This is a genomic window from Methylobacter sp. BBA5.1 (assembly GCF_000746145.1).
GTDB lineage: Bacteria > Pseudomonadota > Gammaproteobacteria > Methylococcales > Methylomonadaceae > Methylobacter > Methylobacter marinus.
On record NZ_JQKS01000008.1, the window covers coordinates 40,884 to 67,485 of the forward strand.

Annotated in this window: 21 protein-coding genes; 1 reads left to right on the forward strand and 20 read right to left on the reverse strand. The window is 50.6% G+C overall.

All coding sequences use genetic code 11. From position 1 onward, the window contains the following. Window positions 1–34: 34 nt before the first annotated feature. Window positions 35–1,858 carry an asparagine synthetase B family protein gene (locus EK22_RS07015; protein ID WP_036249342.1) on the forward strand — a complete coding sequence of 608 codons (1,824 nt, stop codon included), beginning with the start codon at window positions 35–37 and terminating at the stop codon, window positions 1,856–1,858. Window positions 1,859–1,862: 4 nt separating this feature from the next. Here EK22_RS07015 and EK22_RS07020 read toward each other — a convergent pair whose 3' ends face one another. From EK22_RS07020 to EK22_RS07115, 20 genes are all read right to left on the reverse strand, one after another. Continuing rightward, entirely contained in the window at window positions 1,863–3,212 is a 1,350-nt protein-coding gene (locus EK22_RS07020; protein ID WP_036249344.1) for a phenylacetate--CoA ligase family protein, read from the reverse strand. After that, window positions 3,191–4,306, reverse strand: coding sequence for a glycosyltransferase family 4 protein (locus tag EK22_RS07025; protein ID WP_036249347.1), 1,116 nt, complete (start codon window positions 4,304–4,306; stop codon window positions 3,191–3,193). The genes EK22_RS07020 and EK22_RS07025 overlap by 22 nt, the downstream gene beginning before the upstream one ends. After that, complete coding sequence (locus EK22_RS07030) at window positions 4,303–5,508, reverse strand: TIGR04063 family PEP-CTERM/XrtA system glycosyltransferase (protein ID WP_036249349.1); 1,206 nt, start codon at window positions 5,506–5,508, stop codon at window positions 4,303–4,305. The genes EK22_RS07025 and EK22_RS07030 overlap by 4 nt, the downstream gene beginning before the upstream one ends. 106 nt (window positions 5,509–5,614) lie before the next feature. After that, window positions 5,615–6,694 carry a nucleotidyltransferase domain-containing protein gene (locus EK22_RS07035; RefSeq protein ID WP_051961743.1) on the reverse strand — a complete coding sequence of 360 codons (1,080 nt, stop codon included), beginning with the start codon at window positions 6,692–6,694 and terminating at the stop codon, window positions 5,615–5,617. Next, entirely contained in the window at window positions 6,691–7,599 is a 909-nt protein-coding gene (locus tag EK22_RS07040) for an HprK-related kinase A (RefSeq protein ID WP_036249351.1), read from the reverse strand. The genes EK22_RS07035 and EK22_RS07040 overlap by 4 nt, the downstream gene beginning before the upstream one ends. 4 nt (window positions 7,600–7,603) lie before the next feature. Continuing rightward, window positions 7,604–7,948: an HPr-rel-A system PqqD family peptide chaperone gene (locus EK22_RS07045; RefSeq protein ID WP_081917789.1), complete on the reverse strand. Its 345-nt coding sequence runs from the start codon at window positions 7,946–7,948 to the stop codon at window positions 7,604–7,606. Then, window positions 7,908–8,651 carry a hypothetical protein gene (locus EK22_RS07050; protein ID WP_036249355.1) on the reverse strand — a complete coding sequence of 248 codons (744 nt, stop codon included), beginning with the start codon at window positions 8,649–8,651 and terminating at the stop codon, window positions 7,908–7,910. The genes EK22_RS07045 and EK22_RS07050 overlap by 41 nt, the downstream gene beginning before the upstream one ends. A gap of 61 nt (window positions 8,652–8,712) precedes the next feature. Continuing rightward, window positions 8,713–10,602, reverse strand: a complete 1,890-nt coding sequence (locus tag EK22_RS07055) for an XrtA/PEP-CTERM system amidotransferase (protein ID WP_036249358.1) — start codon at window positions 10,600–10,602, stop codon at window positions 8,713–8,715. Window positions 10,603–10,616: 14 nt separating this feature from the next. Continuing rightward, complete coding sequence (locus tag EK22_RS07060; RefSeq protein WP_235209241.1) at window positions 10,617–11,774, reverse strand: TIGR03088 family PEP-CTERM/XrtA system glycosyltransferase; 1,158 nt, start codon at window positions 11,772–11,774, stop codon at window positions 10,617–10,619. A 5-nt stretch (window positions 11,775–11,779) separates the two neighbouring features. Beyond that, window positions 11,780–12,970, reverse strand: coding sequence for a TIGR03087 family PEP-CTERM/XrtA system glycosyltransferase (locus tag EK22_RS07065; protein WP_036249363.1), 1,191 nt, complete (start codon window positions 12,968–12,970; stop codon window positions 11,780–11,782). Window positions 12,971–13,001: 31 nt separating this feature from the next. Then, complete coding sequence (locus EK22_RS07070; RefSeq protein ID WP_152565021.1) at window positions 13,002–14,021, reverse strand: FemAB family XrtA/PEP-CTERM system-associated protein; 1,020 nt, start codon at window positions 14,019–14,021, stop codon at window positions 13,002–13,004. A gap of 54 nt (window positions 14,022–14,075) precedes the next feature. Continuing rightward, a complete protein-coding gene (locus EK22_RS07075; protein ID WP_020160628.1) occupies window positions 14,076–14,924 on the reverse strand; it encodes an XrtA system polysaccharide deacetylase in 849 nt (282 codons plus the stop codon). A gap of 25 nt (window positions 14,925–14,949) precedes the next feature. After that, the gene (gene wecB / locus EK22_RS07080) at window positions 14,950–16,068 is read right to left on the reverse strand and encodes a non-hydrolyzing UDP-N-acetylglucosamine 2-epimerase (RefSeq protein ID WP_027147449.1); all 1,119 of its coding nucleotides are present in this window, start codon (window positions 16,066–16,068) and stop codon (window positions 14,950–14,952) included. 560 nt (window positions 16,069–16,628) lie between these two features. After that, complete coding sequence (locus EK22_RS07085; RefSeq protein ID WP_036249515.1) at window positions 16,629–18,206, reverse strand: TIGR03016 family PEP-CTERM system-associated outer membrane protein; 1,578 nt, start codon at window positions 18,204–18,206, stop codon at window positions 16,629–16,631. After that, entirely contained in the window at window positions 18,196–19,113 is a 918-nt protein-coding gene (locus EK22_RS07090) for an XrtA-associated tyrosine autokinase (RefSeq protein ID WP_036249368.1), read from the reverse strand. Before EK22_RS07090 ends, EK22_RS07085 begins: the two co-directional genes overlap by 11 nt. Before the next feature lie 9 nt (window positions 19,114–19,122). Beyond that, window positions 19,123–20,685 carry an XrtA system polysaccharide chain length determinant gene (locus EK22_RS07095; RefSeq protein WP_020160624.1) on the reverse strand — a complete coding sequence of 521 codons (1,563 nt, stop codon included), beginning with the start codon at window positions 20,683–20,685 and terminating at the stop codon, window positions 19,123–19,125. A gap of 70 nt (window positions 20,686–20,755) precedes the next feature. Then, complete coding sequence (locus tag EK22_RS07100; RefSeq protein ID WP_232216386.1) at window positions 20,756–21,370, reverse strand: polysaccharide biosynthesis/export family protein; 615 nt, start codon at window positions 21,368–21,370, stop codon at window positions 20,756–20,758. Between the two features lie 136 nt (window positions 21,371–21,506). Then, window positions 21,507–22,790 (reverse strand): nucleotide sugar dehydrogenase, encoded by a 1,284-nt coding sequence (locus EK22_RS07105; RefSeq protein WP_020160622.1) that lies wholly within the window; start codon window positions 22,788–22,790, stop codon window positions 21,507–21,509. Next, entirely contained in the window at window positions 22,783–23,805 is a 1,023-nt protein-coding gene (locus EK22_RS07110) for an NAD-dependent epimerase (RefSeq protein ID WP_020160621.1), read from the reverse strand. Before EK22_RS07110 ends, EK22_RS07105 begins: the two co-directional genes overlap by 8 nt. Window positions 23,806–23,868: 63 nt before the next feature. Continuing rightward, window positions 23,869–26,289 (reverse strand): tetratricopeptide repeat protein, encoded by a 2,421-nt coding sequence (locus EK22_RS07115; RefSeq protein ID WP_020160620.1) that lies wholly within the window; start codon window positions 26,287–26,289, stop codon window positions 23,869–23,871. Window positions 26,290–26,602: the final 313 nt, after the last annotated feature.

Here is a 26,602-nt window from a genome sequence, read left to right on the forward strand (position 1 = left end):
CAATCCAACATTAAAATTCACGGCGGGACCTACGATGAGCTCTATTTACGGCTGGCTGTCAACAACGAACACCAACGGCTTGGCGCGCGCGATCAACGCCCAGCGAGCGGCTGACCCCTGTTTAACCGCAAACGCCCAGCAGGTTTCCTGCCTGCGGCCGGCTACCGAGATCGCCGGCCACGGCTCCACCGTGGCGCCATGTATTTACCAATCGGAGTCATTACTGGCAATGATCGAAGGCTCGCCGCGCTGGCAGGACAGCGCGCTGGCCGGGATTGCCGAACGCCATGGCCCGGCCCAGGCGCTGGCCGAGGGCTTCCAGCGTCACGGACGTGCGGTGCTAGGCAGGATACGCGGGGCCTTTGCCTGCTATGTGTCGGAGCCCGGACGGCATTACGCCTTGCTGGCGAATGACCGGTTCGGTATCCGGCCGCTGGCTTTTTATGCCCGGAAAGACTTGCTGGTATTCGGTTCGCAGCTTGATCACATCATCGCGCACCCTGGCGTTCAAACCGGCCTCGATCCGCAGGCGATCTTCGATTATTTGTACTTTCACATGATTCCGAGCCCTGGCAGCATCTATGCCGGCGTTTCCAAACTGCAGCCCGGCGAGTTCGTCGAATTCAACGACGGGCATATCCAGCGCGATTTTTACTGGCAAATCAGCTACGCCGACAGCCAAGATCCGGAAAAGGACCTGCGCGCGCAATTGCACGACCAGTTGACCCGATCCGTCTCAGCCTGCGCCCCGGATCGCCACACCGGCGCCTTCCTGAGCGGCGGCCTGGACAGCAGCACCGTGACCGGCGTGTACCAGACATTATCGTCCGACCCGATCGACGCGTTTGCCATCGGTTTCGATGCCGAAGGCTACGATGAAATGGCCTACGCCCGCGCCACGGCCCGGCATTTCAAGGTCAACCTGCACGAATACTATGTCACGCCCGCGGACGTGCTCCAGGCGATTCCGTTGATCGCGCGGACCTATGACGAACCGTTCGGCAATGCCTCGGCGATCCCGGCCTATTACTGCGCCCGATTCGCCCGCGAGCATGGCATGCGGCAACTGTTGGCCGGCGATGGCGGCGACGAGATATTCGCCGGCAATACCCGCTACGCCAAGCAAAAACTGTTCGACCTGTACCGCCATGTGCCGCTGGCGCTCAAAAGCGGCCTCATCGAACCGGTCGCCCAAATCACCCCGCTGCTTGGCAAGGTCAGAAGCTATATCGAACAGGCCGGAATCACCATGCCCGCACGCATGGAAACCTATAACTTCCTGCACCGGACACCGCTCGCCGATATTTTCACCGCCGATTTTCTGGCCCAGGTCGATGCCTCGGCGCCGCTGGCCAGTCTGCAGCGGACTTACGACCGCGCCGGCACCGATGACCTGGTCAAGCAAATGCTGTTTCTGGACGCTAAAATCACCTTGGCCGATAACGACCTGCGCAAGGTGAACCGCATGTGCGACCTGGCCGGCGTCGGCGTGCACTATCCGCTGCTGCAGGACAATCTGGTGGAATTCGCCGCCAGCATCCCCTCCGGCTTGCTGATGCAACGCTTTCAGTTGCGCTCTTTTTACCGGAAATCGATGGCCGGCTTTCTGGCGCCGGAAACCCTGAGCAAAAGCAAGCATGGCTTCGGCCTGCCGTTTGGCCTCTGGATGAGCGCCGATCCGGGACTTCGGGAATTCGCCGATGTGAACCTGCGCAGCATGGCGAACCGGGGCATCATCCATCCGGACTACATCAAAACCATTATCAAGGCCCAGCAACAAGGCCATGCCGCCTATTACGGCGTGATGATCTGGATCCTGATGATGCTGGAGCAGTGGCTGGTCTCACATAACCAGTGAAGGCTCATGGCGCGACATGGCTGACGACATAGCGGTACTTGCCGGATTTTTCCCTGGCAATTTCATCGAGGTACTCTATGCCGACACTGACTCCCGCGCCCAGGCGTTTTTTGAATTCACGCACGATGATCGCTTCGGCATCGGGCCGGTAATCCCGGTTCCGGACGATCTGGACCGTCGTGCTGTCAGGGCTGTTCTGTATGATCTTGAAAGAGGCAACCCCCGGCAAATCGCGCAGCACGTAAATCAGCGCCAATCCGTGCAGCACCGTGCCATCCTGGGCGATCACGAAATCGGTCGCGCGCCCCTGGATTTCCCGCAACAACGGCAAGCCCCTTCCGCACGGGCAAAGCTCATCGCCCAGCACGCCGACATCGCCGGTCCGGTAGCGTATGAACGGGAAATCGCGCGTGGCCAGATGCGTGACCACGATTTCCCCGGCCTGCCCGTTCGGCAACACCCGGCCATCCCTGTCGATGATTTCCACGATGATGTCCTCGGCCGTGATGTGCATGCCGCCGGCCGGGCATTGATGGGCAATAAAGCCGGCATCGCGCCCGCCGTAACCGTTGGCGACGGGACAGCCGAACGCGGCCTCGATTTTCTCGCGCTGATGGTCGTACAGCCGCTCGGAGGTCACGAAAGCCACTTTAATCCCTAAATCGTCGAGTTTTTCACCGGTTTTGCCGGCATGGTCGGCAATATGCGCCAGCGCCGACGGATAGCCGAACAGCATGCGCGGCCGCCGGGTGCGGATGTCGCGGATAAAACCGTCGAGCTTGGCCGGCGACATTTCAAAGGCCGGCAACAAACGCGTGCGCAACAGCTGGTCACGGATCAGCTTGATCCTGTCCTGTGCCCCGAGCTCTATCGGCGAGCCCCAGATCACCATTTCCGGATCGCCGATATCGACCCCCCACCAGCGCGTGGCCCGCCACTTTGCCGCGACATCGTGGCTGACCCTTTGTTTGCCGATATGGAAAATCAACGGCTCGCCGCTGGAGCCGCCGGTATTGAACCGCGACAGCCCCACGGCGTTGTCGGCTTTTAACGCCTCGGTATGGGCGCGGATGTCCGGCTTTCCCATCAGGGGCAGCCGGCGCAGATCGGCCAGCGAATCCAGCTCGGCCGGCACGAAGCCGAGTCTGCGAAACAGCTGCCGGTAATAAGGCACATGCCGCTCGACGTCGCTCAGGAAGCGTTTTAAATTCTGTAGCCGCAGTTCCCGGAGCGGTTCCGGCGCCAGCCACTGCGTCCGCTCCATGTCCCTGTGCACGTCGACGGTCGTGTGCCGCTTGAGCCGCTCGTGCAGGGGAAAAATCACATTGGCTGTCAGCCGCGTATAAAAATCCATCCGCTTCTCCTCGACGATTGGTATAAATCCAGCCACAGGTTTTTAACCTCCGGCCAGGCGTATTGCCTGACTTCCCGCTGTCCGTTTTCGATCAGCGCCTGATAAAGCCCGGGCTCATTCAGCAGCCGGCGGATCTGTTCCGCCATCGAGCCGGCATTGCCGGCCTCGGCAAATAACGCCGTCCTGTCATGCTCGACAACATAAGGGATGCCGCCGACGCTGGTCGTCACCACGGCCACGCCGCAGGCCATGGCTTCGAGCACGGAATTGGGCATGTTGTCGACGGTGGTGGGATTGAGCATGATGTCGGCCTGCCGGTATAGCCGGGCGATTTCGTCCGGCGTCAGCTTGCCCGTGAACACCACGTTGCGCTCCAGGTTTTCCGCTGCCACCAGCTGCTGCAACGCGGCTTTTTCAGGGCCGCTGCCGGCGATCGTCAAAGTGATGCCGGGCACTGTCCGGCGCAGCAGCGCCAGCGCTTCAATGGCCGTCGCTATGCCGTAGATGGCTTCGAGATTACGCGTTATGACCAGTTTCGGGCTATCGGCATTGAGGCGCCGGTCTTTTTCCGCCGCAACAAAGCGCTGCAAATCGATGATATTGGGGATCACCCGCGCTTCTATGCCGAAATCCGCAAACACCTGCTTCAGGTAACCGGACGGCACGACGACCGCGGCGGCTTTCCTGATCGAGGGACGAACCCAGCGCATGGACTGGTTGAAATAGCGCCGGGCTTCGCCGCCGCGGTAATTGATGATGACCGGCGTGCTCCTGAGCCAGCCAATCCATAAGGCCGGCGCCGCGAACAGTTGCCAGGACCAGCCCGAATTCGCCAGCACATGCATGACGTCGACCTGGCCGGCCAGCCGCCACAACCTGACCAGATAGGGCAGCAGGCGAAACAGCGCCCTGACGCCCCGGAGCTTTTCGATCCATTTCGCGCCATAAGGCGCGTTGGTCCGCACCAGACTCACTTGCAGGCCTTCCCGCGACAGCAGCCGGTGCAGCTGCTGCGTCTGATTGGCCATGCCGCCATAGGGCGGCGGCATGGGGCCGACCAGTCCGACATGCAGCGTATGCTCTTTGCGCATCATGGCGGGCTTAATCGGGAAAATACGTCCTGATAATGGCCGACGCTTTTCGCCCAGGTCCGCTCCTGCTCGACAAACCGCCGCGCCTCCCGGCGAAGATCCTGCCACTGCTCTTTATTGTCCAGCAAATTGATTATGGACCCCGCCAGTGCCGCGGCATCCCCGGCTTTAAACAGCCAGCCCGTTTTCTTGTCCTGTATCAATTCCTTATGCCCGCCGACATCGGAAGCGACGACCAGCTTGCCCTGCGCCATGGCTTCCAGCGGTTTCAGCGGCGTCACCAGATCGGTCAGGCGCATCGATAAACGCGGATAGACAAAGATACTGACCTGATTGTAATAGTCTTCCACCTGGTCATGCGGCACGCGGCCCGTGAGGATCACCTGTTGCTCCAGCCCCAAGTCGCGCGTTTTCTGCCTGATCAGCTGTTCCTGCGGCCCGCCGCCGACCAGCAACAAGCGGGTTTCCGGCTCTCTGGCCAATATCATCGGCAAGGCCTCGAGCAATAACGGCAAGCCTTCGTAAGCATAGAATGAGCCGATAAAGCCGAGCACGGTTTTGTTATGCAGACCCAGGCGGGCTCTGAGAATCTGGTCCGGCTCCACGCCTGCGGTGAAGCGTTCTATGTCGACGGCATTGGGAATGACGGTGATTTTGTCCGGGGCAATCCCGCGGCCGGCGATATCCGAACGCAGGCCTTCGCAAATGGTCGTGATCGCATCGGCCTGCCTGAACACGTGGGTTTCCAGGGCTTTGGTCAGGCGATAGCGGGCGCTGCCCTCGCGGGTCGTGCCATGGTCGACGGCTGCGTCCTCCCAGAAGGCGCGGCATTCGTAGACCAACGGGAGCTTGTGTGTTTTCGCGGCGTTCAGGGCGGCCAGGCCGTTCAAGGCGGGCGAATGGACGTGCAGGAGGTCGGGCTTGATTTGCGGGATGATTTCCTCAAGCCTTCGCGACAGGGATCGTATTATCGCCCATTGATCAAGGACCGGCATTTTCTTGAGCCATTCGGCCGGCCGGCCGGAACGGTAAAACCTGAGGCCCTCCACCTCTTCGATCGGCGCGATGGCAACGCGATGCTTGGCGGAGGTAAGATGAAATGTCTCCCAGCCCAGTTTGCGTTGCTGCTCCAATATGGCCTTGGTGCGGAACGTATAGCCGCTGTGCAGTGGAATGGAATGATCGAGGATATGCAGGATTCTCATCTTAATTTTTAGTCACCACGAAAATTTCAAAGTCATGTGCAGGCAGACTGGAGCTTTGGCGGAAACCCGCTTGGGCGGCTTGAAATGCCGGCTTTAACAATCCGGTCTACAGCCTTTCTCCCGCCAAACGTTTATATCCCTTTCGCAGCAGGTGCGGCACCAGTAAATAAACAGGCATTCTCAGCCAATGGGAGCGGACGAACAGCAGCCACCGCGCCAATCCCGTCCATCGGTCATTACAGCTGGCATGGTTCGGCATCAAGGCTCTGACGAACAGAAAATCCATCAGCCGGGTCCTGGTTTTACCGGGAGCTTGCCGTTCCAGTACCGTTTGCACGTCAGCCGGCACCGGCGTGGCCAGTATTTTGTCCACATAGCGGCAGGCATAAAACAATGCCCGCAGCTGGTTGAGTTCAACTGAACGCTGCAGCAGTTTCTGCCAGAAACCGTCGATTTCCGAGAATTCCCTCAGCAATAAATCTATATCGGATATATCCCGAAAACCATGATTCAGCTCACCTTCGTGAAACAAATGCGCGGCGCTGTGCAATATCCGGTCCTCGGGCGCGAAAACCCGGAAATTCTTGCCCGGAATCCCTACCGAATTGCCGAACAGTCTATCGGCGTCGGGACACGACTTGCAGGTCTTGGGCAAGATGTTATGGTGCACGTCAAGCGATGTCTGGCGTTTCAGATGGCGCAGCGGCGGTATTTCATGCATCCACTGGCGGTAATATTTCTGATCGTAGGCATCAAACGTGCCGGCCATCCAGCCGGCCCTGATCAAGGCCTGCTCGACCTCCGGCAAGCGGGCTTCCGGCACCATCAGGTCAATATCGGAAAACAGCCGTCCCCTGGCCGCCTGGTTTTCCGCCAGAGCGTAAGCCGTTCCCTTCAGCAGGATCAAAGGCACATCGAGGGCCTGCAACGCGCTCTCGATACAAGCCAGTTCCCAATGCAGGGAATGCCTGAAGCGTTCGGCATGGATGCGGGCAGCCCTCAAATGCGCGCCAGGCCTGTCCGGCACCCGCGCCAGCAACCGCCGGCTTTCCAGTAAATGACTCAAGCGGGCCAGCACATTGGCCCGGCGCGCCTGCCTGATCAACAGGTCCCATTCAGACAGGCTGAAGCCGAGTACGCTTTCAGGCTCAATGAAGGCCCGGCGGATCAGCGGCTCGGCCGTCAAGTCGCCAGCTCCGTAAAGACGGCTATCGCCTCGTCCAGTCGGCTATACTGGAATTCATGGCAGTCGCTGTCTTCGATCAACCGTGCCAGGCTATTAAAGCCATGAGCGCCCAAGACGCTGTAGTTGAAACTGTTTTCCGCCGCCCGAAGCAAGGCCCGGCCTTTGCTCAGGCGGGTTAACTTCGTGCCTGAGCGCTCTTTGTAGCGTGGGAAAACCAGCTGCGCGGGCCTTACGGGCCGCTCACCCAGTTCAACGCTCTGTAGCGGCGGCCGCATATGACCGACGGTGCCTTTTGCCGTGTCCCGCACCACAGGCCCCATGACCGAATCCGGGGAAAAAGCGCTGATGACCTCCAGCGACCGGTTTTTCAGGCTGATCGGCCGGGGAACCGGATAGAGTCCGCCGTCATCGACCGACAGCAAGGCCATTTCATCGGAAAGCAGCCGCCATCCTTCACAGACCAGCGCCGCGCACAGCGTGCTTTTTCCGCTTCCCGGCGTGCCCGCCAATACCAGGGCCCGGCTGTCCTTCGCCACGACCGCGGCATGAATAATCAGGTATTGGTTGGCGTGCCGGGCAATACACCAGTTAAGCCCCCATTCGAACAGGGCGCCGGCCTGCCCGTAAGGTAGCGGTTTGAAGGGATATTCGCCATCGAATGAAAAATTGACCTGCGGCCGCACATAGCGCCGCACGCCGAAAGGCGGCATCAATGCCACATGAAAATCACAGAAATCAGGGTCTGAGATTAATTCAAAATCCTTGTACAAACGGCGCAGATGTTCACTCACTTCACGGATTGAAGAGGATAAACAGACGCTGAAACGCCCGATTTTTATCTTAAGCCCTCCGGCTGAAGATAAACACCGCCTTAATTCGGATTCAGACAAGCATGAAAGTTTCAAGTGATTAGCCTTCCCCGACTTCCAGCAAACCCGACTGCCCGCACTTCATGAGCAGTTCATCAAGAAACTGTTCAATTTCCTGGTCAGTCAATGACTTGAGCGAGGCCGCCAGCCTCTTCAGTAATGCGGCCCGCGAAAGGGGCTGCGCCGATACCGCCAGAATCAGGTCCGCACTCGCCTGGTCGAACAGATGCGTATCACCTGTTGCCGGATGGTAAAAGACATATTCATCACCCCAGCACCGATAAAGCAGCCTGCCGTTATCGGGTACGCGGATTACAGGCTCCTGCCGCATGGCGCCGGGCTGATCACCCGAACCGCCAGCGCCAGGTGGATTCAAGAAATTCATTAATATTGGTAATGGTTACGGCCATCGGAGACATGCCGGACCAGAGCTCCAGCACCTGCCTGGCGGTCAGCACATAATTGGGCACGTATTGCGCGTTCAACATGGCGGCCACGAAATGGGCTTTTATGGAAGCCGGCTCTTCATGCAGAATTTCGCGCATTGTAATCGAGCGTCTGGTCAGGCCATAATTTGCATCGAAGCGGCCGAAAGCCGGAAACACCTCATTGAACTTCGTGCCGCCGGTATAATCGTCGGGTTTGTCGGGCGTCGACTGGTCTGGCTTCGCCTTGAATTTGCCGAAGATAAAGCGTCGTTTTCCGGCCCATTGAAATACCTCTCTTCCTTGTTCGGTTCCGAATACGCGCGCCAGGGAAAAGCCTGTGTCCTCATTCCATTGAAATAATCCTCTACCGAGGCCAACCTTGCGCGCAACCACATCGGAGCCAAGCAGCGGCGCATTGGGATTGGACCAGGTTTCGATGCCAAATCCCGGTTCACAACTGCCATCGCCAATCTGGGAGACATTCCCCGACATCATCTGCGACAGGCACTGCGCCCCCAGGACAGGCCGGCTTGCCAGCGTTAAAAACACCGGCGCCGCCATGCCTGCCCGCGTGAAGGCTCGCCGGGACTTGTCAACGTGTTTCGCTTTGCCCTGAGGCGTCCGCCGATCCTGGGTTTGATTCTTTGATTCAGTATCCATAGGAAAACCTCATTGCGTTAATAACAAACAAGCCATTAATTCCCCGTCATCCGCATGCGCATCATGCATTCTGCCGCAGGAAGGCATCAAACATCAGCAAACTCCAGATCGGCGCGCTGTAATCCCGTAACCCGGACTGATGCTGGTCCACGATTTTGCGCAGGACATCGTGGTTGAAATAACCGCTTTCGGTCATGGCCGGCCCCAGCAAGGCATCCCGCACTCGCTGCTTTAAAGGGCCTTTGAACCATGCCGATAAAGGCACGGCAAACCCCATTTTCGGCCGGTACAGGATATTGTCGGACAGATAATGTTCCAGCGATTTCTTGAAAATGTATTTGCCGTCGCGCCCGTTGAGTTTCATGTCCGGCTGCAGTCCCGCCATCCATTCGACCAATTGATGGTCCAGCAACGGCACTCTGACTTCCAGGGCATGGGCCATGCTGGCCCGGTCGACTTTGGTCAGGATATCGCCGGGCAGATAGGTTTTGATATCCAGATACTGCACCAGCGACAGCGGGTTGTCGGCCGGTGCCTTGTCGACATAGCGCCTGAACACATCGACCGCCTGGTAGCCCTGCAGATCCTGCTTCAATTGCTTGCTGAACAGCTGCCCGCGCAGGGCGTTGGAAAGAATGGAAACGCTGTGAAAATAGCCTTCCATCGAATCGCGGGCGATGGATTCCAGGGTCGATTTGGCCCTGAAAACCTTGGGCGCCCAGTCGGCTTTCGGGTAAGCCGCCCCTAACAGGCCGAATACGGGCTTTCTGATCGCATCGGGCAAATAGGAGCGCATGCGGTCTTCATACGTATGCCAGCGATAGCGCCGGTAGCCGGCCAGGTTTTCATCGCCGCCGTCGCCCGACAGCACCACGGTCACCTGTTTTTTCGCCAGTTCGCAGACCCGGTAGGTCGGCAAGGCCGAACTGTCCGCGTAGGGTTCGTCATAAAGGCCGGCCAATCGGTCTATCAGGCTGAAATCGTCCGGATCGACCTGCTCAACCCGGTGCGCCGTGCGGTAGCGTTCGGCGACTTCCGCCGCGAACTGCGATTCGTTGAAGGCCGGGTCGCCGAACGAGATGGAACAGGTGTTGACCGGCTCGGCCGACAAGCCGGCCATCATGGCCACGACGGCGCTTGAGTCGACGCCGCCCGACAGAAACGCGCCCAGCGGCACATCGGCCATCATGCGAATGCTGACGGCTTCGCGCAGCCGCTCGATGAGTTCATCGCCGGCGGCTTTTTCGTTCTGCCCCGGCCGAACGGTAAAGTCGACATCCCAGTATTGCCGGGGCTGACACAGACCGGCGCCCCGTTTCAGCGTTAAGCAATAGCCAGGCTCGAGCTTATAAACCTCTTTATAGATGGTCTTGGGATCAGGCACATAGCCGAAGCCGAAATAATCTTCGATGGCGCTGGCATCCAATGTTTTCGGAAACTCCGGATGCGCTTTCAGGGCTTTCAGTTCGGAAGCGAAAATGAACTGGCCATCAGCCAGCGGCGCGTAAAACAGCGGCTTGACGCCCAGCCGGTCCCGCGCCAGAAACAGCGTTTGCCGGTTTCTGTCCCACAGCGCGAAGGCGAACATGCCGCGGAACCGCTCCACGCAGGCCTCGCCCCAGGCTTGCCAGGCATACAGAATGACTTCGGTGTCGCAATGGGTCTGAAAGCGATAGCCCTGCCCTTCCAGCGCCTTTCTTAAGTCAAGAAAATTGAATATCTCGCCGTTATAGGTCAGGACGACGCTGCCGTCCCGGCTGACCATGGGCTGCTGTCCGCTGGACAAGTCGATAATCGACAGGCGCCGGTGCCCGAAACCCAGGCCGCTTTCGATATGTATCCCGCCTTCGTCCGGCCCGCGGTGAAACTGGCTTTCGTTCATGCGCGACAACAACTCGCGGTTGATTTCCCGTTTGCCATTGATATCGAAAATACCGACAATCCCGCACATAGCTCATTCCCGTATTAAAGTGAATCGTAGACCGCTTGGTATCGGTTGACCATGGCATTCAGCGAAAACTCCCGCAGCACGCGTTCGTAAGCGCGCTGCCCGTGGCGCCGCCTCAGCCCTTCGCTGTTGGCGTAGTCCAGGATTTTTTCCGCCATCGCCATGAAATCCTCCGGCTTTGTCAGACGGCCGGTTTCACCGTCGATGACCAGTTCCGGATTGCCGCCGACCGCGGTGGCGATCACCGGCAAAGCCGTGGCCATGGCTTCCAGGATCGTGTTGGAAATGCCTTCCGCCCGTGACGGCAGGATAAACACATCGAGCCGGCGCATGATGTCAGGCACATCGTTACGCTCGCCCGGCAGCCAGGCCAAGTCGATCAACTGTTTTTCCTCGAGCAGCTTTATCGCCTGTTGCCTTAACGGCCCCTCGCCTATGATGATCAATTTAAGCGTTTGCTTCAGCGCCGGTTGCCGTTCGCAGGCTCGTATAAAGGCTTTGGTCAACGTCAGCTGATCCTTGACTCCATGCATTCGACCGACGGTGCCTATCATCAATTCATTTTTCGCGAATAAAAAAGGACATCCGGGCAACGGCGCCCTGGCGCCCTTGGGCGGATAAAAGACGGATGTATCGACGCCGTTGCAGATGCGGGTGATTTTTTCCGGCGGCACCCGGATTTTGTCCCGCAGGTAGTTTTCCAGATGACTGGAAAGCGGAATATAGCGGTGCACGGACGGCTTGATGCAACGCCGCAGCCATTGGTATTTGATATTAGTGCCGTCGGGATCAAACACATCCCAACCGTGTTCCCCGTGTACTCTGCCCTTAATGCCTGCCAGCAGCGCGGGGAGCTGGTACTCGATGGTCGCCAGATTGCGCGTATGGACGATGGCGGGCTTAAGTTGCCTTAGTAATTTATATAAGCGGACAAAAGAGCCAAAATCCTGGCCTTCGCGTTTATCGAGCGGATAGATATCCACGTCGTTGCGCTTCAGCCGCTTTTTGAAGTCCGTACTGTTTTTAAGGCAGATGATGGCATGCCGGTAGGCGCCGGGCGGCATGTGATTGACCAGGTTGATCAAACCGTTCTCCAGTCCGCCCATGCCCAGCTGATATATGATATGGGCGATCAAAGGCGGTTGTTGGCATTGAGATGCGCGGTCGGTATTCATCGGCATCACGGCTGCAACAGGGTGGTCAGCTGCTTCAGGTTTTGCTCCCAGCTGAACCTTGCTTTAATGAATTCCCGGTTAGTTCGCGATCCGAATGTTGCGGTTTCCCCCTGCAGTACCGCATCCGTGCACTCGGCAATCTTCTCGGCTTCATCCGATACCAGAACGTCCAGTGTCCGGTCATAGGGTATGCCTTCCATTGCCGCAGCGCTGGCGATGACGTATTTGCCCATCGCCATGGCTTCAAGCACCTTGTTTTGAATGCCCCGGGCGATTCTTAGCGGCGCCACGGCCAGTCCGGCATGGGCTATGTAAGGCCTGATGTCGGCAACGGCGCCGGTAACGATAACATGCCGGCTGGCCAGCGCCCTGACTTCCTTGGCGGGCCTGCCGCCGACGATATAGAATTTCGTCGCCGGCCGTTTTTTGACGATATGCGGCAACGCGTACCGTGCAAACCATTCGACCGCGTTGACATTGGCCCAGTAATCCATGGCGCCGGTAAAAACAATAACCGGTTCACGGCCGGGATAAGGCGAGGCGAACAGCTGATCCGGAGAAAAATATTCCGTATCGACGCCGTTATTGATATAGGTGATTTTTTCGCTCACGGCCGGCGCCAGTGTTTTAAACAGGTCGGCTTCCTGCTCGGAGACAAAGATGCCGGATTTGGATTTTTCCGCCAGTTTTTTCTCATAACGGAGCAGATAATCCGACTCGCGCCGGTAAATCCATGCGCGCAGGCCGCTTTTTTTATCGGCGTATTGCCGCCATTTATCGGAGTCCACATCGACATAATCGACAATCAGGTCGACCTTATGTCTGTCATGGATAAACTGGGCCATTGCCGAGGAAAAGACCAGCACTGTGTCAATGCGGTATTTTTCAATGACGTTATCGACCCAGTCCTGCATGGCCTGGCTCTTATAATACGGCAAGCTTAGCGCCTGGCCGGTCACTAATCCCTGCAGGCTTTTTATCTTGGCGCGGAAAGGGTTGATGCCCAGAAAACAGGTTTCCGCGCATAGGGCGCCAAGTTCGCCGGTATATTGCCAGTCATTGCTGTCATCAATAAAAGCGCCCAAGTGGACACGGTAGTGTCCCGCCAAATACTTTAAAAAATGATAGGAGCGGATTTTATCGCCTTTATTCGGCGGGTAAGGGATTCTGTGTACAAGGAAAAGCAGGTCTTTCATGACCAATACCCTGAATAGTTAATCTGAAACATTAACCCAGATCTTTCGCCAGCCAGGGGCCGATCATCTGACTGACAGCCAATGGCAAACGCTTCCAGGCGGCTATAAACAACTGGTATTTCGGGTTTAGCGGATTGATGTCGGGCAAGGTGTCGGACTTGACCAAATGGAACTCATAAAACAGCGGCTCCGGCTGAAATCCCCAGTTTTTCTTGAAACTGTACGATCCGGTCCCGACTTTGCTTCGCCCGTAGTCAAATATTTTGATGCCTTTTTCCACGGCCCGGCGCATGACTTCCCAATACATAAAGTCATTGCCTTTAATATCCCTCGCCTTGGCGGTCCCGCCGCCATAATATGGCAGCACTTCATCCCTGTAGTAAAAGTTCATCACGCTGCCGACCAGTTGCCCCTGGTGCTCGACCGTCAGAATTTCGCATTGGTCTGCAAAAACATCCTTGATAATCTGAAAGTATTTTTTCGGAAAAACCGGCGTGCCCAGGTTTCTGACGCTTTCCGAATACGCCTGATAAAACCGTTCGACATCGCTGTCAATAACGCTGGTCAGCCCGGCCTCGATGCCTTTTCTGACCATGGCCCGCTGCTTGCGGGGAATTGCCAGCAGGTTTTTTTCCACTTCCGGGTCCAGCGCTTTTCTGAAGGTGACATATAATTCCTTGTACGGTTTATCGGGATATTTGCGCACCCGGTTCCTCATTTCCAGATAGTCCACGCCCAGCGCTTCCGCCAGTCGGCAGGCTTCTTGATCAAGCGCCGCATAGGCCGGCTCGTCGCTGGCGACAATACCTCCGTAGACGCAAAACGCCGACGAAAGCAAAGCATTGCCGAACAGCGGGCTTTTTACATGCACTAACGGCAAAATACCGGTTATCCGGTTGTTGTCCTCAGCATAAAGGTAATAGGTTTTATGGCCAAAAGCCTTGTCGATAATCTCTTTCCATCCGGACTGATGAAAGAATGTCGCTTCCGCCGCCGCGTCAACAAAACTGTCCCAGCGGGAGTAATTTTCTCTATCCAGTGTTTTAATCATAGGTATTGATCGCCTCTTGTCTGGTTCCAGTCTGGCCGACTCCCTGCGCATGCTTTACTTCAGGAACACATTTTCCATGGTATCCCAGCTAAAGTCCTTCAACAGCCTTTTCACCCTGTGTTCCATCCGGTCAAGATTCAGGTAATGTCGTGTCCGGGCTTTCCAGCTTAAGCCCGCTTGCCGGGGCTGCTCCGGATCGATTTCCCAGGGGTGAAAATAGAAAACACCGGCCTGTTTTTCATCGTTGTTGACTCTGTTAAATGCCCATCTTGAAAAGGCGTAGGGATAGAATCTGAAAAACCCCCCGCCTCCGCACGGCAGGTTTTTATTGCCCAATCTGACCGTGGTAATCGGGATCTCCTTGAACCCCTGATTTTTGAATGGCTGATAGGTAAATCTCGGGGCCTCGGGCATGCCGTATAAATCATGCTTGACCGGATAAATGCTGGAACTGTATTGAAAGCCCTCTTCCTGCAAAACCTGCAACGCCCAAAGATTGCTTGCGCCGATTGAATAGCTGGCGGCCCGGTAGCCTTTAACTTCGCAACCGCCGATATCCTCCAGTATTTTTTTGGCCCTGGCGATATCATGGCGAAATTGCACCGGGGATTGTTCCGTCACGCGGACATGTTCATAGCCATGGCAAGCCAATTCATGGCCGTTCTCGATAATGCGCCTGACCAGCTCCGGATATCTCTCAGCAACCCAGCCTAGTGTAAAAAAAGTCGCGTTTATGCTGTTTTCTTCGAAAAGGTCCAGGATTTTGTTGGTATTGGATGCAACCCGATGCGGCAAAGCATCCCATTGGTTTTTTGAAATATAAGGCTCGAAGGCGGAAACCTGAAAGTAATCTTCCACATCGACTGTCATGGCATTTTTCTTGGCATTATTTATTTCCGACATACGGCAAATCCTCCAGAACAGTCTGTTATAAATAAATTCTTTTGATTTCAGCCAGAATCCGCTCGGCGGCCTTGCCATCCCAATATTCCGGAATTCGGCCCGATTTGCCTCCTGTCGTCAAAATATCGTCCACGCAGGCTTGAATCTTTTCCGGATCGGTACCCACGACAGTATTTGTCCCCTGCTCGACCGTAATAGGCCGTTCGGTATTTTCCCGCAGGGTCACGCAAGGAATGCCCAATGATGTTGTCTCTTCCTGCAAACCTCCAGAGTCGGTCAACACCAGTTTTGCCGACTGCATCAGCCCTAACATCTGCAGGTAGCCGACGGGCGGTAAATCGATAATGGTCGGGGAACCGATGACATCCAGCAATCCTTGCTGCTTGATCTGGTTGTGCGTGCGCGGGTGAATGGGGAAAATAACAGGCAATTTGCGGCTGATACGGGCAATGCTCAGCAGCAATCGGGTTAATGTCCGCGGATCATCGACATTCGAGGGCCTGTGCAGGGTCAGCAATGCATATTCCCCCGCCTTGACAGGCTGCGCCTTGTCGTAGCTTTTCAGAGTTTCCGCAAAAGCAATAGCGTGTTCCAGGTTAGCCCGCAAGGTATCGATCATGACATTGCCGACGAAGTGGATGCGCCGGCTTTCTATGCCTTCCTTAAGCAGATGCTCATGCGCGCTTCTCTCGGTCGTGAACAGCGTATCGGAGATCTGGTCGGTCAGAACGCGGTTGATTTCCTCGGGCATTTGCCGGTCGTGACTTCTCAGGCCGGCCTCGACATGAATGACCGGTATGGCTTTTTTGACCGCGACCAGGCCACAGGCCACCGTTGAATTCACATCGCCGACCACCAGCACCGCGCAGGGCTTGACGTTATCGAGCACAGGTTCAAACCGGAGCATGATATGGGCGGTTTGCTCGCTATGCGAACCCGATCCCACTTCCAGATCAATATCCGGCTCGGGAATATCCAGTTGCTGAAAAAACGAAGCTTTCATTGCCTGATCATAATGCTGACCGGTATGTACCAGGTAAAACGAAACATGTTCTTGCGTTTTTTTCAGGGCTTTGATGATGGGGGCAATCTTCATGAAATTCGGCCTCGCCCCAACCACGCATACGATTGTTTTCTTGGTCATGCTATTTCGTTTCACCTCTGCTGATTCTTCAGTTATAAACGCTACCCCTGTTTAACGGGGTAAAAATAGCCAAACGCAATAATGGATGTTTTTACGGTATTTCGTATAAGTTAAAACCTGCTCTCGCGACTGATGCTTTATGAATGATTGGCAAGGGTTGGCCCTCGGTTGGCAATCAATAGTACAAACCGCCCTCAACATCATCAACCACTCTCTAGTAAGTGATTGCGTTAAATCAATAAAGTTTAATCTTTATGCTTGTTGATGGGTCTGAATCAACATAATTTCCTTAAAACAGCTCTTAACCGGCACTCGGCTTTGCAAAAACGCTATCAGGTTTCTTTCGATTTATTAAATTCAGCTGTTTTATTTAAATAAGGAATGCGCATAAAATAACTTCCTCAAGTGCGCGGATGCATTTCCGGTGTAGGTGCGGATTTATCCGCACAGTGCGAATACCCTGAAGGGCACAAGTACCCATAGGGCATAAATGAATTCGCACCTACAATTCCCTGATTTATTTCATGCCCGTTCCTAATCATCAAATGGCCCGTGCTCAGTCAGAATCTCATATTCACACTGGCAGTCGCGCGATTTTCCCGATATTCGTTACTTTCAAGGTCAGATGACTGATTTATATGACGAAATTCGAGGCTGGCATTCATTCGATTGGTGATGGTTCTGTTAACCCCTATGGCAAAATCGTATCGATGATCTTTGACGGGTATGGGATTAAGCGTTGAAACAGCTCTATCGATTTGTTGCCATCTAGGCGTAACATAAGCGCTCGTTCTCGGAGCAAACTGCCATATCCATGATGCATTCAAGCCCCTGACCGTTTCCTTATAGCCGCTAACCTGGAACACCCGTCTTTCATTAAAAGCGCTGGCACTGATAGTGCTTTTTCCGGTGTTGTACGCAACAGAAAAATTCCATAGCCTTCTAACTATGACTTCATTGGTGAAATTGGGAAGAAAGGTGGCGAACAGCACGGGCTGTTTGCTTACCGGGTCCAGGATAGGGTTACCGAACGGATCCGTAATCGTAAAAGGCTGCAGCTCGAGTAAAATTTGTTGGGTTGTGGTCGTGTCATTATCATGAGTCAGTGACCAAATCGACCTTCTGGTTCGATAACTTAGCCTGGATTGCCATGTCTCGCCGGCGTTTAATCCTATGTCGCGGTTTCGATACGTTGTACTCCAGTTTACGCGCCGGATAGGTGCAATATTGACTGTCACAAATCTGTTATTGCCATAGCCCGCTTCAATGTTAAAGCGCTGGCTGGGTATCCATTGCGCGCCAAACGTGTAAAAAATGCCATTGTTGCTGCTGTCGGTATTGGACCGAAAACTGTTATTGCTATGCCCCGCCTGGGCGAAGAGATTGAATTTTCTGTGTAAATAAGCCCTGATTATGGCATTCGAACTCTGGAATTTGACATCATCCCCGCCAGATCTGAGGCTCTCATTATTGTTAAAAGATAACGCCCAGGAAATCCGTTTGAAATCGGAACCGCTGTTTAATTGGACGATTTCCTCAAGATTGATGGTATCAGTGGCTGTCCCTTCGTCGGCTGAGATACCGGTTGTTATTGTATTGAAGTTGACCCGGAACAATCCATTGGCAAAACCTCCAAAATGCGGCGTTATATACGGCGACAAACTAAATGTAGTAACCGTTGTGGTATCACCCGAGCCTGCAATATTGTCAACGGCGAGTCGATTATTATTGAAGTTTTGTTGGCTTATCGAACTTTCAGAATCCAGAAACAGTAAATTCCTGACGAATGTATTATGCGAATTATACTGTAGCTGATTTGCTATTCTCAGGCCGTCATCACCACCGGAATTGTATATATTCTGCATTCTATAGTCTAAGTTCAATGTTGACTTAGGGGATATATAACGGGCTGAAATGCCCGGACTTACAACCGTCACTAACGCCCCTTTTTCACGACCAGGCGGCAACAATTCAATATTATCGGAATAGATCTCCTGTAATTGAAGAGATGGAATGGCTGTCCAGCTACCTGCGTAAAGCTGAGTTGAGTGAGAGAGAATGTAGATAGTAATGGTAAATCTTATAAACAATAAACATAATTCAATTTTTCTTGTTAAAAAAAATACCTTAATGTACATGCTGTCTGGATCCATAAACATTATTAGTACTTGCTTTATCTTTGTTTAATAAAGCCAAGACTATCTCGCATCGATTTAATTTTTCAGCCGCTTCCATCACTGAAGACCGCAATGTTTTTTCCGCTTCGATAACCAATACGACTTGGCCAACCAGATTTACCAATACATGCGTCTGACTGGCGACTAATAAGGGCGGTGTATCAAAAATAACGATGCGATCAGGGTATCTTTGACTGAGTTCGTCCGATAACTGAACCATCCTATTGCTTGCAAGCAGTTCCGTTGAATGGCGGTGTTGCTTTCCGGCGCATATTATCCGCAGATTAGGAATATCGGTTTCCATAATAATATCGGAAAAATCCGTTTGCTCATTTTCCAAATAATCGATCAGCCCAACGCCTTCTTTTATCCCAAGATACCTTGCAATCGAAGGTCTGGCAACATCCGCGTCAATCAGCAATACCTGTTTATTCATTTCCGTTGATGTACTTATTGCCAAATTTATTGCCGAATAAGTTTTTCCTTCCCCAGGCAAACTGCTGGTTACTAAAATCAGATTCGACTTGTGAACGTTTTTTTTGCCTTTTCCGGTGGCATTATCTATCAAAGGCCTTTTGATTATCCTGTATTCCTCGGCTTTTTGTGTATGCGCATCTTCTCTGGTAAGAAAACCATTTTTTTTAAGTAATTCCCAATTGATTCGGGTTATTCTGCTCTTGCTTTTTTTTTCAACTATTTTTTCTTTATCCGCTTTAATGGAGACGTGCTCGGAATCACGGACGAGCGAAACTGGCTCTTCTTCGTGAAATGTTAAATCCGCTAAGTTATCTGTTTGATTTATCGGATCAAGATCCCACACAGAATTTTCAATTTTTGCTTTCTCTAGTGCTTTTTCGATAATATTCATCAATCACTCCTATAGCAAAAACGACAATTTCGCATAAATCCCCTGCACCAGCCCCTCTATATCAAATAGAGTGGATTTAAATGTTTCAAAAAGTAACGATCCGATATACATGATTATCAGTCCTAGAATAGCGCCACCACTTTTATAATCGATTTTATGGCCATTAGTATCGGGAGAATCAAACGACATGGATACGGTTCCTAATATAGGAATACCGGTATCCGCTCTGACCTGTTGCGTAGCGACAAAAGTAGGCCGGATAAATGTCACCAGGAGACTTGATCCCACTCCTAACAGAATAGAAACAAAAAAGACCACCGATGTTAAAAGTAATCTATTGGGCGAAGAAGGTTCCAGTGGTTTATTGGGAGGATCAGCGATTCTAAATTTGAGTGCATTGACTTGACTATCTACTTTCGTAGAAATATTGGCTTGTTCCCTGCGCTGAATAAGATTGGAATAATTTCTTTTAATCGTTTCATAATCCCTGTTGAGATTATGAATTTCCGTTTCAATGGAAAGCCGGGTATTCAGCTCTTCTTGCAACTTCGCTAATCGGGTATTGTAATTATCAACGCGCGATAAAATTGATGCGACATTCGCATCAGCTTCATTCATTGCGACCTTTATCGACTGAACATAAGGATTCGCCATGACTTCCAAATCAAGCCCTTCGTTTTCTCCCGAATTCTGTTTCTCATCCTCGCGCCTTTTCAACTCTTTGATGATGTTGTCAATGTTTTTGATTTCTGGATGATTTTCCTTGTATTTAATCAGCAGCTCATCTTTTCTTTGCTCAAGCGCGCTTATTCTTTCGTTCTTTGAAGAGGATTCCGTACCGATTAAGTCGCTCCATTCATCTTCGGAACCTAACGCTTCCTCTAATTGTTCACTCAGAGCCTCTTTTCTTGACTTGGCTTCTTTTAAACTTAATTCGGCTTCTTCCAATGCCGTTTTCATTCGCTGAATCTGACTGATTTGATCCACTCCCTGACCGGGCAACAATCCCAAATTAGCGCGCTTGAAATTTTCCCGGGCTTTTTCCGCATTGCGCAGGCGGTCCTCATATTCCCGTATCTGGCCCTCAATAAATCGTTGAGCCTCGGCCGTGTCTCCTAGTGAACTTCTTTGCGTCTGTTCGGAGAAAACAGCTAACACGGCTTGTACGACATTTCTGGCTTCTTCACGATTTTCCGCTTCATAACTAATTGAAAATATTTCGTTATTTCCTCCCGAAATCTTAATATTTTCCTTTAGCCTGTCATGGGATTCCAAGCCATTCAAACCCGACAGTTTTGCTATTTGTTCAAGGTTTTGTTGAGTAAACATTAATTGTTTCATCACCCGGAGCAAGCCGTTGACATCGACTTGAATCGCCAAGCCGCTCAGCAATGGCCGTAGCATAGTCCGCGTATCAACATAAACCCTGGCTTCTGAACTATATTTATCAGGCATGTTGTAGATAAAAATCCATCCGGACAAACTAACAATCCAAGCCATAATTATTGCGATCCATTTGTATCGTAGTATGCCTTTGGCATAATAAATCACTTCAGAAATCTGTTCTTGCATTGTTTTTTGCCTACTCTGATAATTTAAACTTCATTGACCCTATATAAATCATCTGTCAGGTCAGGCTTAATTAAAAAAATGCCTCCGGTATTATGACGATATCGCCGGGTAATATTTTTACGTTCGCGCGCATGTCCGTATCATCAATTAAGTCATCAATTCTGATGCCGAACTGCTCGGTTTCTCCATCAATATCACGAATGATGCTGGCTCTGTTTCCATCGGAGTAAGGTCCCAGTCCACCGATTTTTATCATCAGATCGAGCAGCGTCATATCCCTTTCATAGGGAACGGATTTTGCAGTATATCTACCGACGCTACCACCTCCGAATCCGCCGCCAAAGCCTCCGCCGCCACCGAATCCGCCGCCACCGCTACCGCTTAACTGGCCTATGATTCTGACTTGCTGGGTAGGAATCCCTTTAAAACCACTGACCATGATGACGACCTGCGGATCCCTGACATATTTTCCCAGCTCCTTTTCCATTACTCTGGCCAGCTCGGACGGTGTTCTTCCTCTGGCCAAAAGGTCCTCGGCAAGTGGAATGGTAATTTTTCCATCAGGTCTTACCGTGGCTGTTGTCGAAATATCCGGATTTCCCCAGACAAAAATAGTAACACTATCTCCCACCCCTATTTTGTAGGTGTAATCCGTAGAGATCTCCTTATCCGCCTCCTCGCTCATGGGGGGATAGGCGCACCCCGAACACAACATAATAGACATTATCAATAATGGCTTTATTATTTTTAGACACTGCATACCAATCACCTGAGTTCTTTAAATTTACATTCAGTAACTAAAACAATCCTTGATTTTTGATTTAAAGCCGCCAGAGTTTAATTCCTTTCGGAGTCTTGTTTCTTTCAAGCTTGGCTTTAATATCCATGACGATACCGGTATTGTCGTGTAATAGATTCTCTAAATAGGACCAGTCCTTAGTCAAGAAATAATCATGTGGCACAGCCAGTAGTACTGCATGGGCCGGTTTCAATTGGTTTTCAGCTGATAATTTAATCCCATATTCCTCCATGATTTCATCTGGATCAGCCATAGGATCAAACACTTGCACATTAATGCCATAAGTCAGTAATTCTTTATAGATATCGATAACACGTGTATTTCTTATATCAGGTACATTTTCTTTAAATGTAAACCCTAAAATAGTGACAATACTGCCTCTTACACATTTTTCAGCCTTGATCAATTCCTTGACTGTCTGAGCTGCAATAAAATTACCCATACTGTCATTAATACTACGTCCGGAGAGGATGACCTGCGGGATATAACCTAAGACGGCGGCTTTATACGTAAGATAATAAGGATCAACGCCTATGCAGTGCCCCCCGACCAAGCCGGGATCAAATGGTAAAAAATTCCATTTTGTCGAGGCTGCGGCGAGTACATCCCTCGTATCAATTTCCATTTTATTGAAAATCAAGGCCAATTCATTCATTAATGAAATATTTAAGTCTCGCTGAGTATTCTCAATCACCTTTGCTGCTTCCGCGACTTTGATTGTAGCGGCTTTATGCACGCCAGCCGTGACGACCGATTCATAAACAGCGGCTACGGTTTCCAGTGTTTCGGGCGTATCTCCCGATACTACTTTAGAGATGGTTTTAAACGTGTGAACCTTATCGCCCGGATTAATCCGTTCAGGTGAATATCCAACATTGAAATCAACACCCCAGGTTAAGCCCGATTCCTGCTCCAGGACTGGGATGCAATCTTCTTCCGTAGCCCCCGGATAAACTGTTGATTCATAGACGACAATATCGCCTTTTTTAAGTTGTTTGCCCACAGTTCTTGAAGCCTTGATGACCGGCCTTAAGTCCGGCTGTTTGGCTTTGTTAACCGGCGTTGGCACGGCAATGATATGAAAATCCGCTTTTTTTAAATCTTCCGCATTACAGGTATATAAAATATCGGCTTTCGTCAAATCTTCCGCGTCTACTTCATTAGTGCGCTCAATGCCCTGCTTTAGCTCTTCGATGCGAATTGAATTTATATCAAATCCTATGACCTGCTGGTTTTTGCCAAACTCGACCGCGACAGGTAATCCGACATAACCTAAACCAACCACTGATATTTTTCTGTTATGCATAGTGATCTCCAATTTTGTAAAAACTTCGATACCACTCAACAAAATTACTGATCCCGGTTTCTAACAAAGTGGTGGGCTTATAGCCCAAATCATTTACTAAATCAGAGACATCCGCATAAGTATCGGGAACATCCCCTGGCTGTAGAGGTAGAAGATTTTTTATGGCCTCTTTACCTAAACATTTTTCGAGTATCTCGATAAACGTTAATAAATGAACTGGATTGTTATTACCAATGTTATAGAGACGATAAGGCGCCTGACTTGTGCCCGAATCAGGACTTTTGCCCGACCAGTCCCTATTTATCCGCGCCGGTTTATCAATGACTCTGATCACCCCCTCGACAATGTCATCTATATAAGTAAAATCCCGCCGATGATTACCATAGTTGAAAACATCTATCGGTTTACCCTCAAGAATATTACGGGTAAACATAAATAAAGACATATCCGGGCGCCCCCACGGACCGTAAACGGTGAAAAACCTCAATCCCGTAGTCGGCAGGTTATAAAGATGACTATAGGTGTGAGCCATCAGTTCATTTGCCTTTTTACTTGCCGCATACAATGAAACCGGATGATCGACATTATCATGGATGGAAAAAGGCATTTTGGTATTTGCGCCATACACAGAGCTGGAAGATGCATAGGCCAGATGCTCGATACCATTATGTCGGCACCCTTCCAATATATTGATAAACCCTACCAAATTCGAATCTACATAAGTGTGCGGATGAGTTAAAGAATATCGCACGCCCGCCTGAGCGGCCAAATGCATGACTCTTTGCACTTTTTCCCTGGCAAAAAGCGCCTCTACTGCTTGTTTATCGGCTATTTCTAGTTTTAGAAAATTAAATCGATGATAATTGTTTAACCGCTTCAATCTTGCCAGTTTCAAATTGACATCGTAATAGTCGTTAAGATTATCAATCCCGACAACTTCATCTCCTCGTTCCAGCAATCTAATACTAAGCGCTGCCCCTATAAATCCAGCCGCTCCTGTTACTAGTATCTTCAAAACTTCCTCCTCGTTTATAACCAGCTTATATTAGCCATCCTCTAGCCCAAGAGATTAGCCGCCTTATCTCGCGGCGATAATTTCCTGCAATAATTCTTCAGCGGCCTTTTTATCGGAGAAATATCCTTTTCTTTTGGTTAACTCAAGCGCTTGCTTCAATTCTGACATCGCCGCTCCATGATTCCCGCTTTTATATTGCGCAACGCCCAAGTGATACTTGAATACAGGCACATCCGGTTCAGCAATGCTGATTTGGTTCAATATATTTAAACCCTCGGATATATTGCCTTGCTTGACTAGCGCCCAGGCATAAGTATCTCTATAGTAAGCCTGCTTTGAGTCTTTAAATTTTTCAACCAACTGAACTGCTCTTTTTAAAGTTTCTTCTTCCTCGAAATGTTCAATCAAAATAGCAGCCAGATTATTTGCAGCCAGGTCTAAACGAGGATGTTTCCGCAGTAATGCTTCATAAATAGCGATAGCGGCATCATAATCTTTCTGTAATTCATATAATGATGCCAATGACAGTGATAACTTGATGTTATCCGGATTCTGTTTTAGCCCTTCCAGATAAACAGATATAGCGGCTTTGGATTCATTCTGCACCAATTTGACATTGGCCAGGGACATATACACTTGCGGAATTTTAGTTTTATTTTTAATCAGCTTAGTTAATACCGCGGAAGCCTTGTCAAACTCTTTATTGATTAAATATAAATCGCTCAGTACAAGGCCGGCCGAGATATTATTGGGATTCTTGGAAAGCAGTCCGTTTAAAAAAACAACCATCTCTTCTTGCTTGTTCAAGCTTTGATAACAACGCGCCATGTTGGTTATAGCATCCCGGTTACCGGGAAATTTATCTAATAATTCTTTATATATCGCGATCGCTTTGACAAAATTGCCTTGCTCTTGCTGAAGTTGTCCTTCTAAATACTTCGCCAAACGTGGGGCTAGCGGATTTGGGCTTTTTGCAATTTCCTTGATCGTTACCTGTGCATTATTCCAGTTCTTTTCAACCAGATTTAGTTTCGCCAGCTTTTCCAGCAAAACAATATTACCGGGTGTCAGCCTTATCGCTTTTATAAGGACTTCTTTCGCATACTTAATATTTTTTGCCTTCAGCGCTTTATCGTATACATAGGCTAGCGCCTGTAAATTAGCCGGGTTGATTTTCAAGGCCCTGGTAAAGCTGTCATTGGCCTGTTTGTGATCTTCTTTAACTAGAAATGATTGACCCAGCAAAACCAGCGCTTCTTCCGAATCCGGCCGATTCCAAAGTACTCTATTTAGTAAATCAATCGCCTCATCATATTGTTCTTTTACAAGCAGTAATCGGGCTTGCAAAATTTTCGCATCATCATAATTTGAATTCGCTTTTAATATTTCTTCGATAAGCTTTTGTGATTTGTCAAAATCCTTCTCTTCTAATGCCAGCTTTGCCAATAGCGTCTTTGCGGAAAGGCCAACATTCGAATGATCTTCAATTTCTATGATTCTGTTAAGTGTGCTCCTTGCCTCATCAAAATTTTTTCTCGCAATCATCCAGTTTGATAGTTCAAATAGTATCTGTGACTGATCTTTATGCTTTTCAGCGAATTGGTGAAATTGCTCCGAAACTTTGTCGCTAGCTGAAGCCGATAAAAAATCAAGCAGCAGCAATTTTAGCTTTGCCTTGTCAGGGTCGGCATCTACAAGCATCCGTAAAAGATTTTCCGCTTCTTTTTTCTTGCCGGCCTGCGAATAAATCTTCGCCAGCGTGATTTTAAAGTCCTGATTATCAGGGGATAACTCAATTAGATTCTGGTAATCATCAATAACGGCATCTATATTTTTTGTTTTCGCATCTAATTGAATTTTAAAAAGACGCAATGAAACATCATGGTCATTGGATTTTATTGCGGCATTTATTAAAGCCAGAGCTTCATCGAAGTTCTCCTTTTCCATATAAATGGCAGACTTCAGCGATAAGGCATCCGTGTAATTAGGATCTATGTTTAGAACTTTATCTACAATGAGAAGTGATTCTTCCGGCTTTTGTTGCCTTGATAAAGCAGAAGCTTTTAGCGTAAGCGCACCCACATTCTGGCTGGAATCCTGCAAAATGGTTTCTGCCTGCTCTAATGCTTTATCCACTTCGCCGAGCCGAAGCTGTACTTTCCCTAATTTTAGTCTCGCATCAATATTACCTGGGGCTAACTCAATGGCTTTTATCAAGTTATCGCGCATTGCCTTGAACTGCCTGTTTTTTTCATCCATTAAAGCCAGATAATAATAAGTTTCCGCAGCATTTTTATCTGCCTGACTGGATGTCTTTAATTCAAGTTTTGCTTTATCGAACTCTCCTTCCTTAAAAAGCTCAATCCCTCGCTGCAAATGATCCTTAGCCTCTTCTTCAGGATTAGTACATGCATTTAGTACCCATAAAACGGTAAACAATAAAGCGATAGTCAGTTTTCTGTTAATGCAAGAATAATCCATCATCTTCTTAACCTTGTTTATGTAATTTGATAACTTTACGAGTCGATATAGAATGTATTCAGCAAACCTAACACATCCAATAATCATAGTTTTTCATAGAGCTGTCCGTTAAGTTTCAGTATCTAACCTTCAGAAAATTAATTGCATCAGACTTTGGATTCCGCCTAGTACATAACGTATTGATTCACTCACAGACAGAAGTACGGCTGTACCAGCCCCTCATAATGTTGCAAGAAGGATGGCGTTTCCAGTTTGTACTCAGTGTTTTAATTAAGCACTAATGGTTGAAAATATATTCCATTCATACAATGGGCGG

Excerpts from the sequence above, each read along its gene's own strand:
- EK22_RS07015 (WP_036249342.1), top strand. The coding sequence starts at position 35 with ATGAGCTCTATTTACGGCTGGCTGTCAACAACGAACACCAACGGCTTG.
- EK22_RS07020 (WP_036249344.1), bottom strand. The coding sequence starts at position 3,212 with ATGGATTTTTATACGCGGCTGACAGCCAATGTGATTTTTCCCCTGCAC.
- EK22_RS07025 (WP_036249347.1), bottom strand. The coding sequence starts at position 4,306 with ATGATGCGCAAAGAGCATACGCTGCATGTCGGACTGGTCGGCCCCATG.
- EK22_RS07030 (WP_036249349.1), bottom strand. The coding sequence starts at position 5,508 with ATGAGAATCCTGCATATCCTCGATCATTCCATTCCACTGCACAGCGGC.
- EK22_RS07045 (WP_081917789.1), bottom strand. The coding sequence starts at position 7,948 with ATGAATTTCTTGAATCCACCTGGCGCTGGCGGTTCGGGTGATCAGCCC.
- EK22_RS07050 (WP_036249355.1), bottom strand. The coding sequence starts at position 8,651 with ATGGATACTGAATCAAAGAATCAAACCCAGGATCGGCGGACGCCTCAG.
- EK22_RS07055 (WP_036249358.1), bottom strand. The coding sequence starts at position 10,602 with ATGTGCGGGATTGTCGGTATTTTCGATATCAATGGCAAACGGGAAATC.
- EK22_RS07060 (WP_235209241.1), bottom strand. The coding sequence starts at position 11,774 with ATGAATACCGACCGCGCATCTCAATGCCAACAACCGCCTTTGATCGCC.
- EK22_RS07065 (WP_036249363.1), bottom strand. The coding sequence starts at position 12,970 with ATGAAAGACCTGCTTTTCCTTGTACACAGAATCCCTTACCCGCCGAAT.
- EK22_RS07070 (WP_152565021.1), bottom strand. The coding sequence starts at position 14,021 with ATGATTAAAACACTGGATAGAGAAAATTACTCCCGCTGGGACAGTTTT.
- EK22_RS07075 (WP_020160628.1), bottom strand. The coding sequence starts at position 14,924 with ATGTCGGAAATAAATAATGCCAAGAAAAATGCCATGACAGTCGATGTG.
- wecB (WP_027147449.1), bottom strand. The coding sequence starts at position 16,068 with ATGACCAAGAAAACAATCGTATGCGTGGTTGGGGCGAGGCCGAATTTC.
- EK22_RS07085 (WP_036249515.1), bottom strand. The coding sequence starts at position 18,206 with ATGTACATTAAGGTATTTTTTTTAACAAGAAAAATTGAATTATGTTTA.
- EK22_RS07090 (WP_036249368.1), bottom strand. The coding sequence starts at position 19,113 with ATGAATATTATCGAAAAAGCACTAGAGAAAGCAAAAATTGAAAATTCT.
- EK22_RS07095 (WP_020160624.1), bottom strand. The coding sequence starts at position 20,685 with ATGCAAGAACAGATTTCTGAAGTGATTTATTATGCCAAAGGCATACTA.
- EK22_RS07100 (WP_232216386.1), bottom strand. The coding sequence starts at position 21,370 with ATGAGCGAGGAGGCGGATAAGGAGATCTCTACGGATTACACCTACAAA.
- EK22_RS07105 (WP_020160622.1), bottom strand. The coding sequence starts at position 22,790 with ATGCATAACAGAAAAATATCAGTGGTTGGTTTAGGTTATGTCGGATTA.
- EK22_RS07115 (WP_020160620.1), bottom strand. The coding sequence starts at position 26,289 with ATGATGGATTATTCTTGCATTAACAGAAAACTGACTATCGCTTTATTG.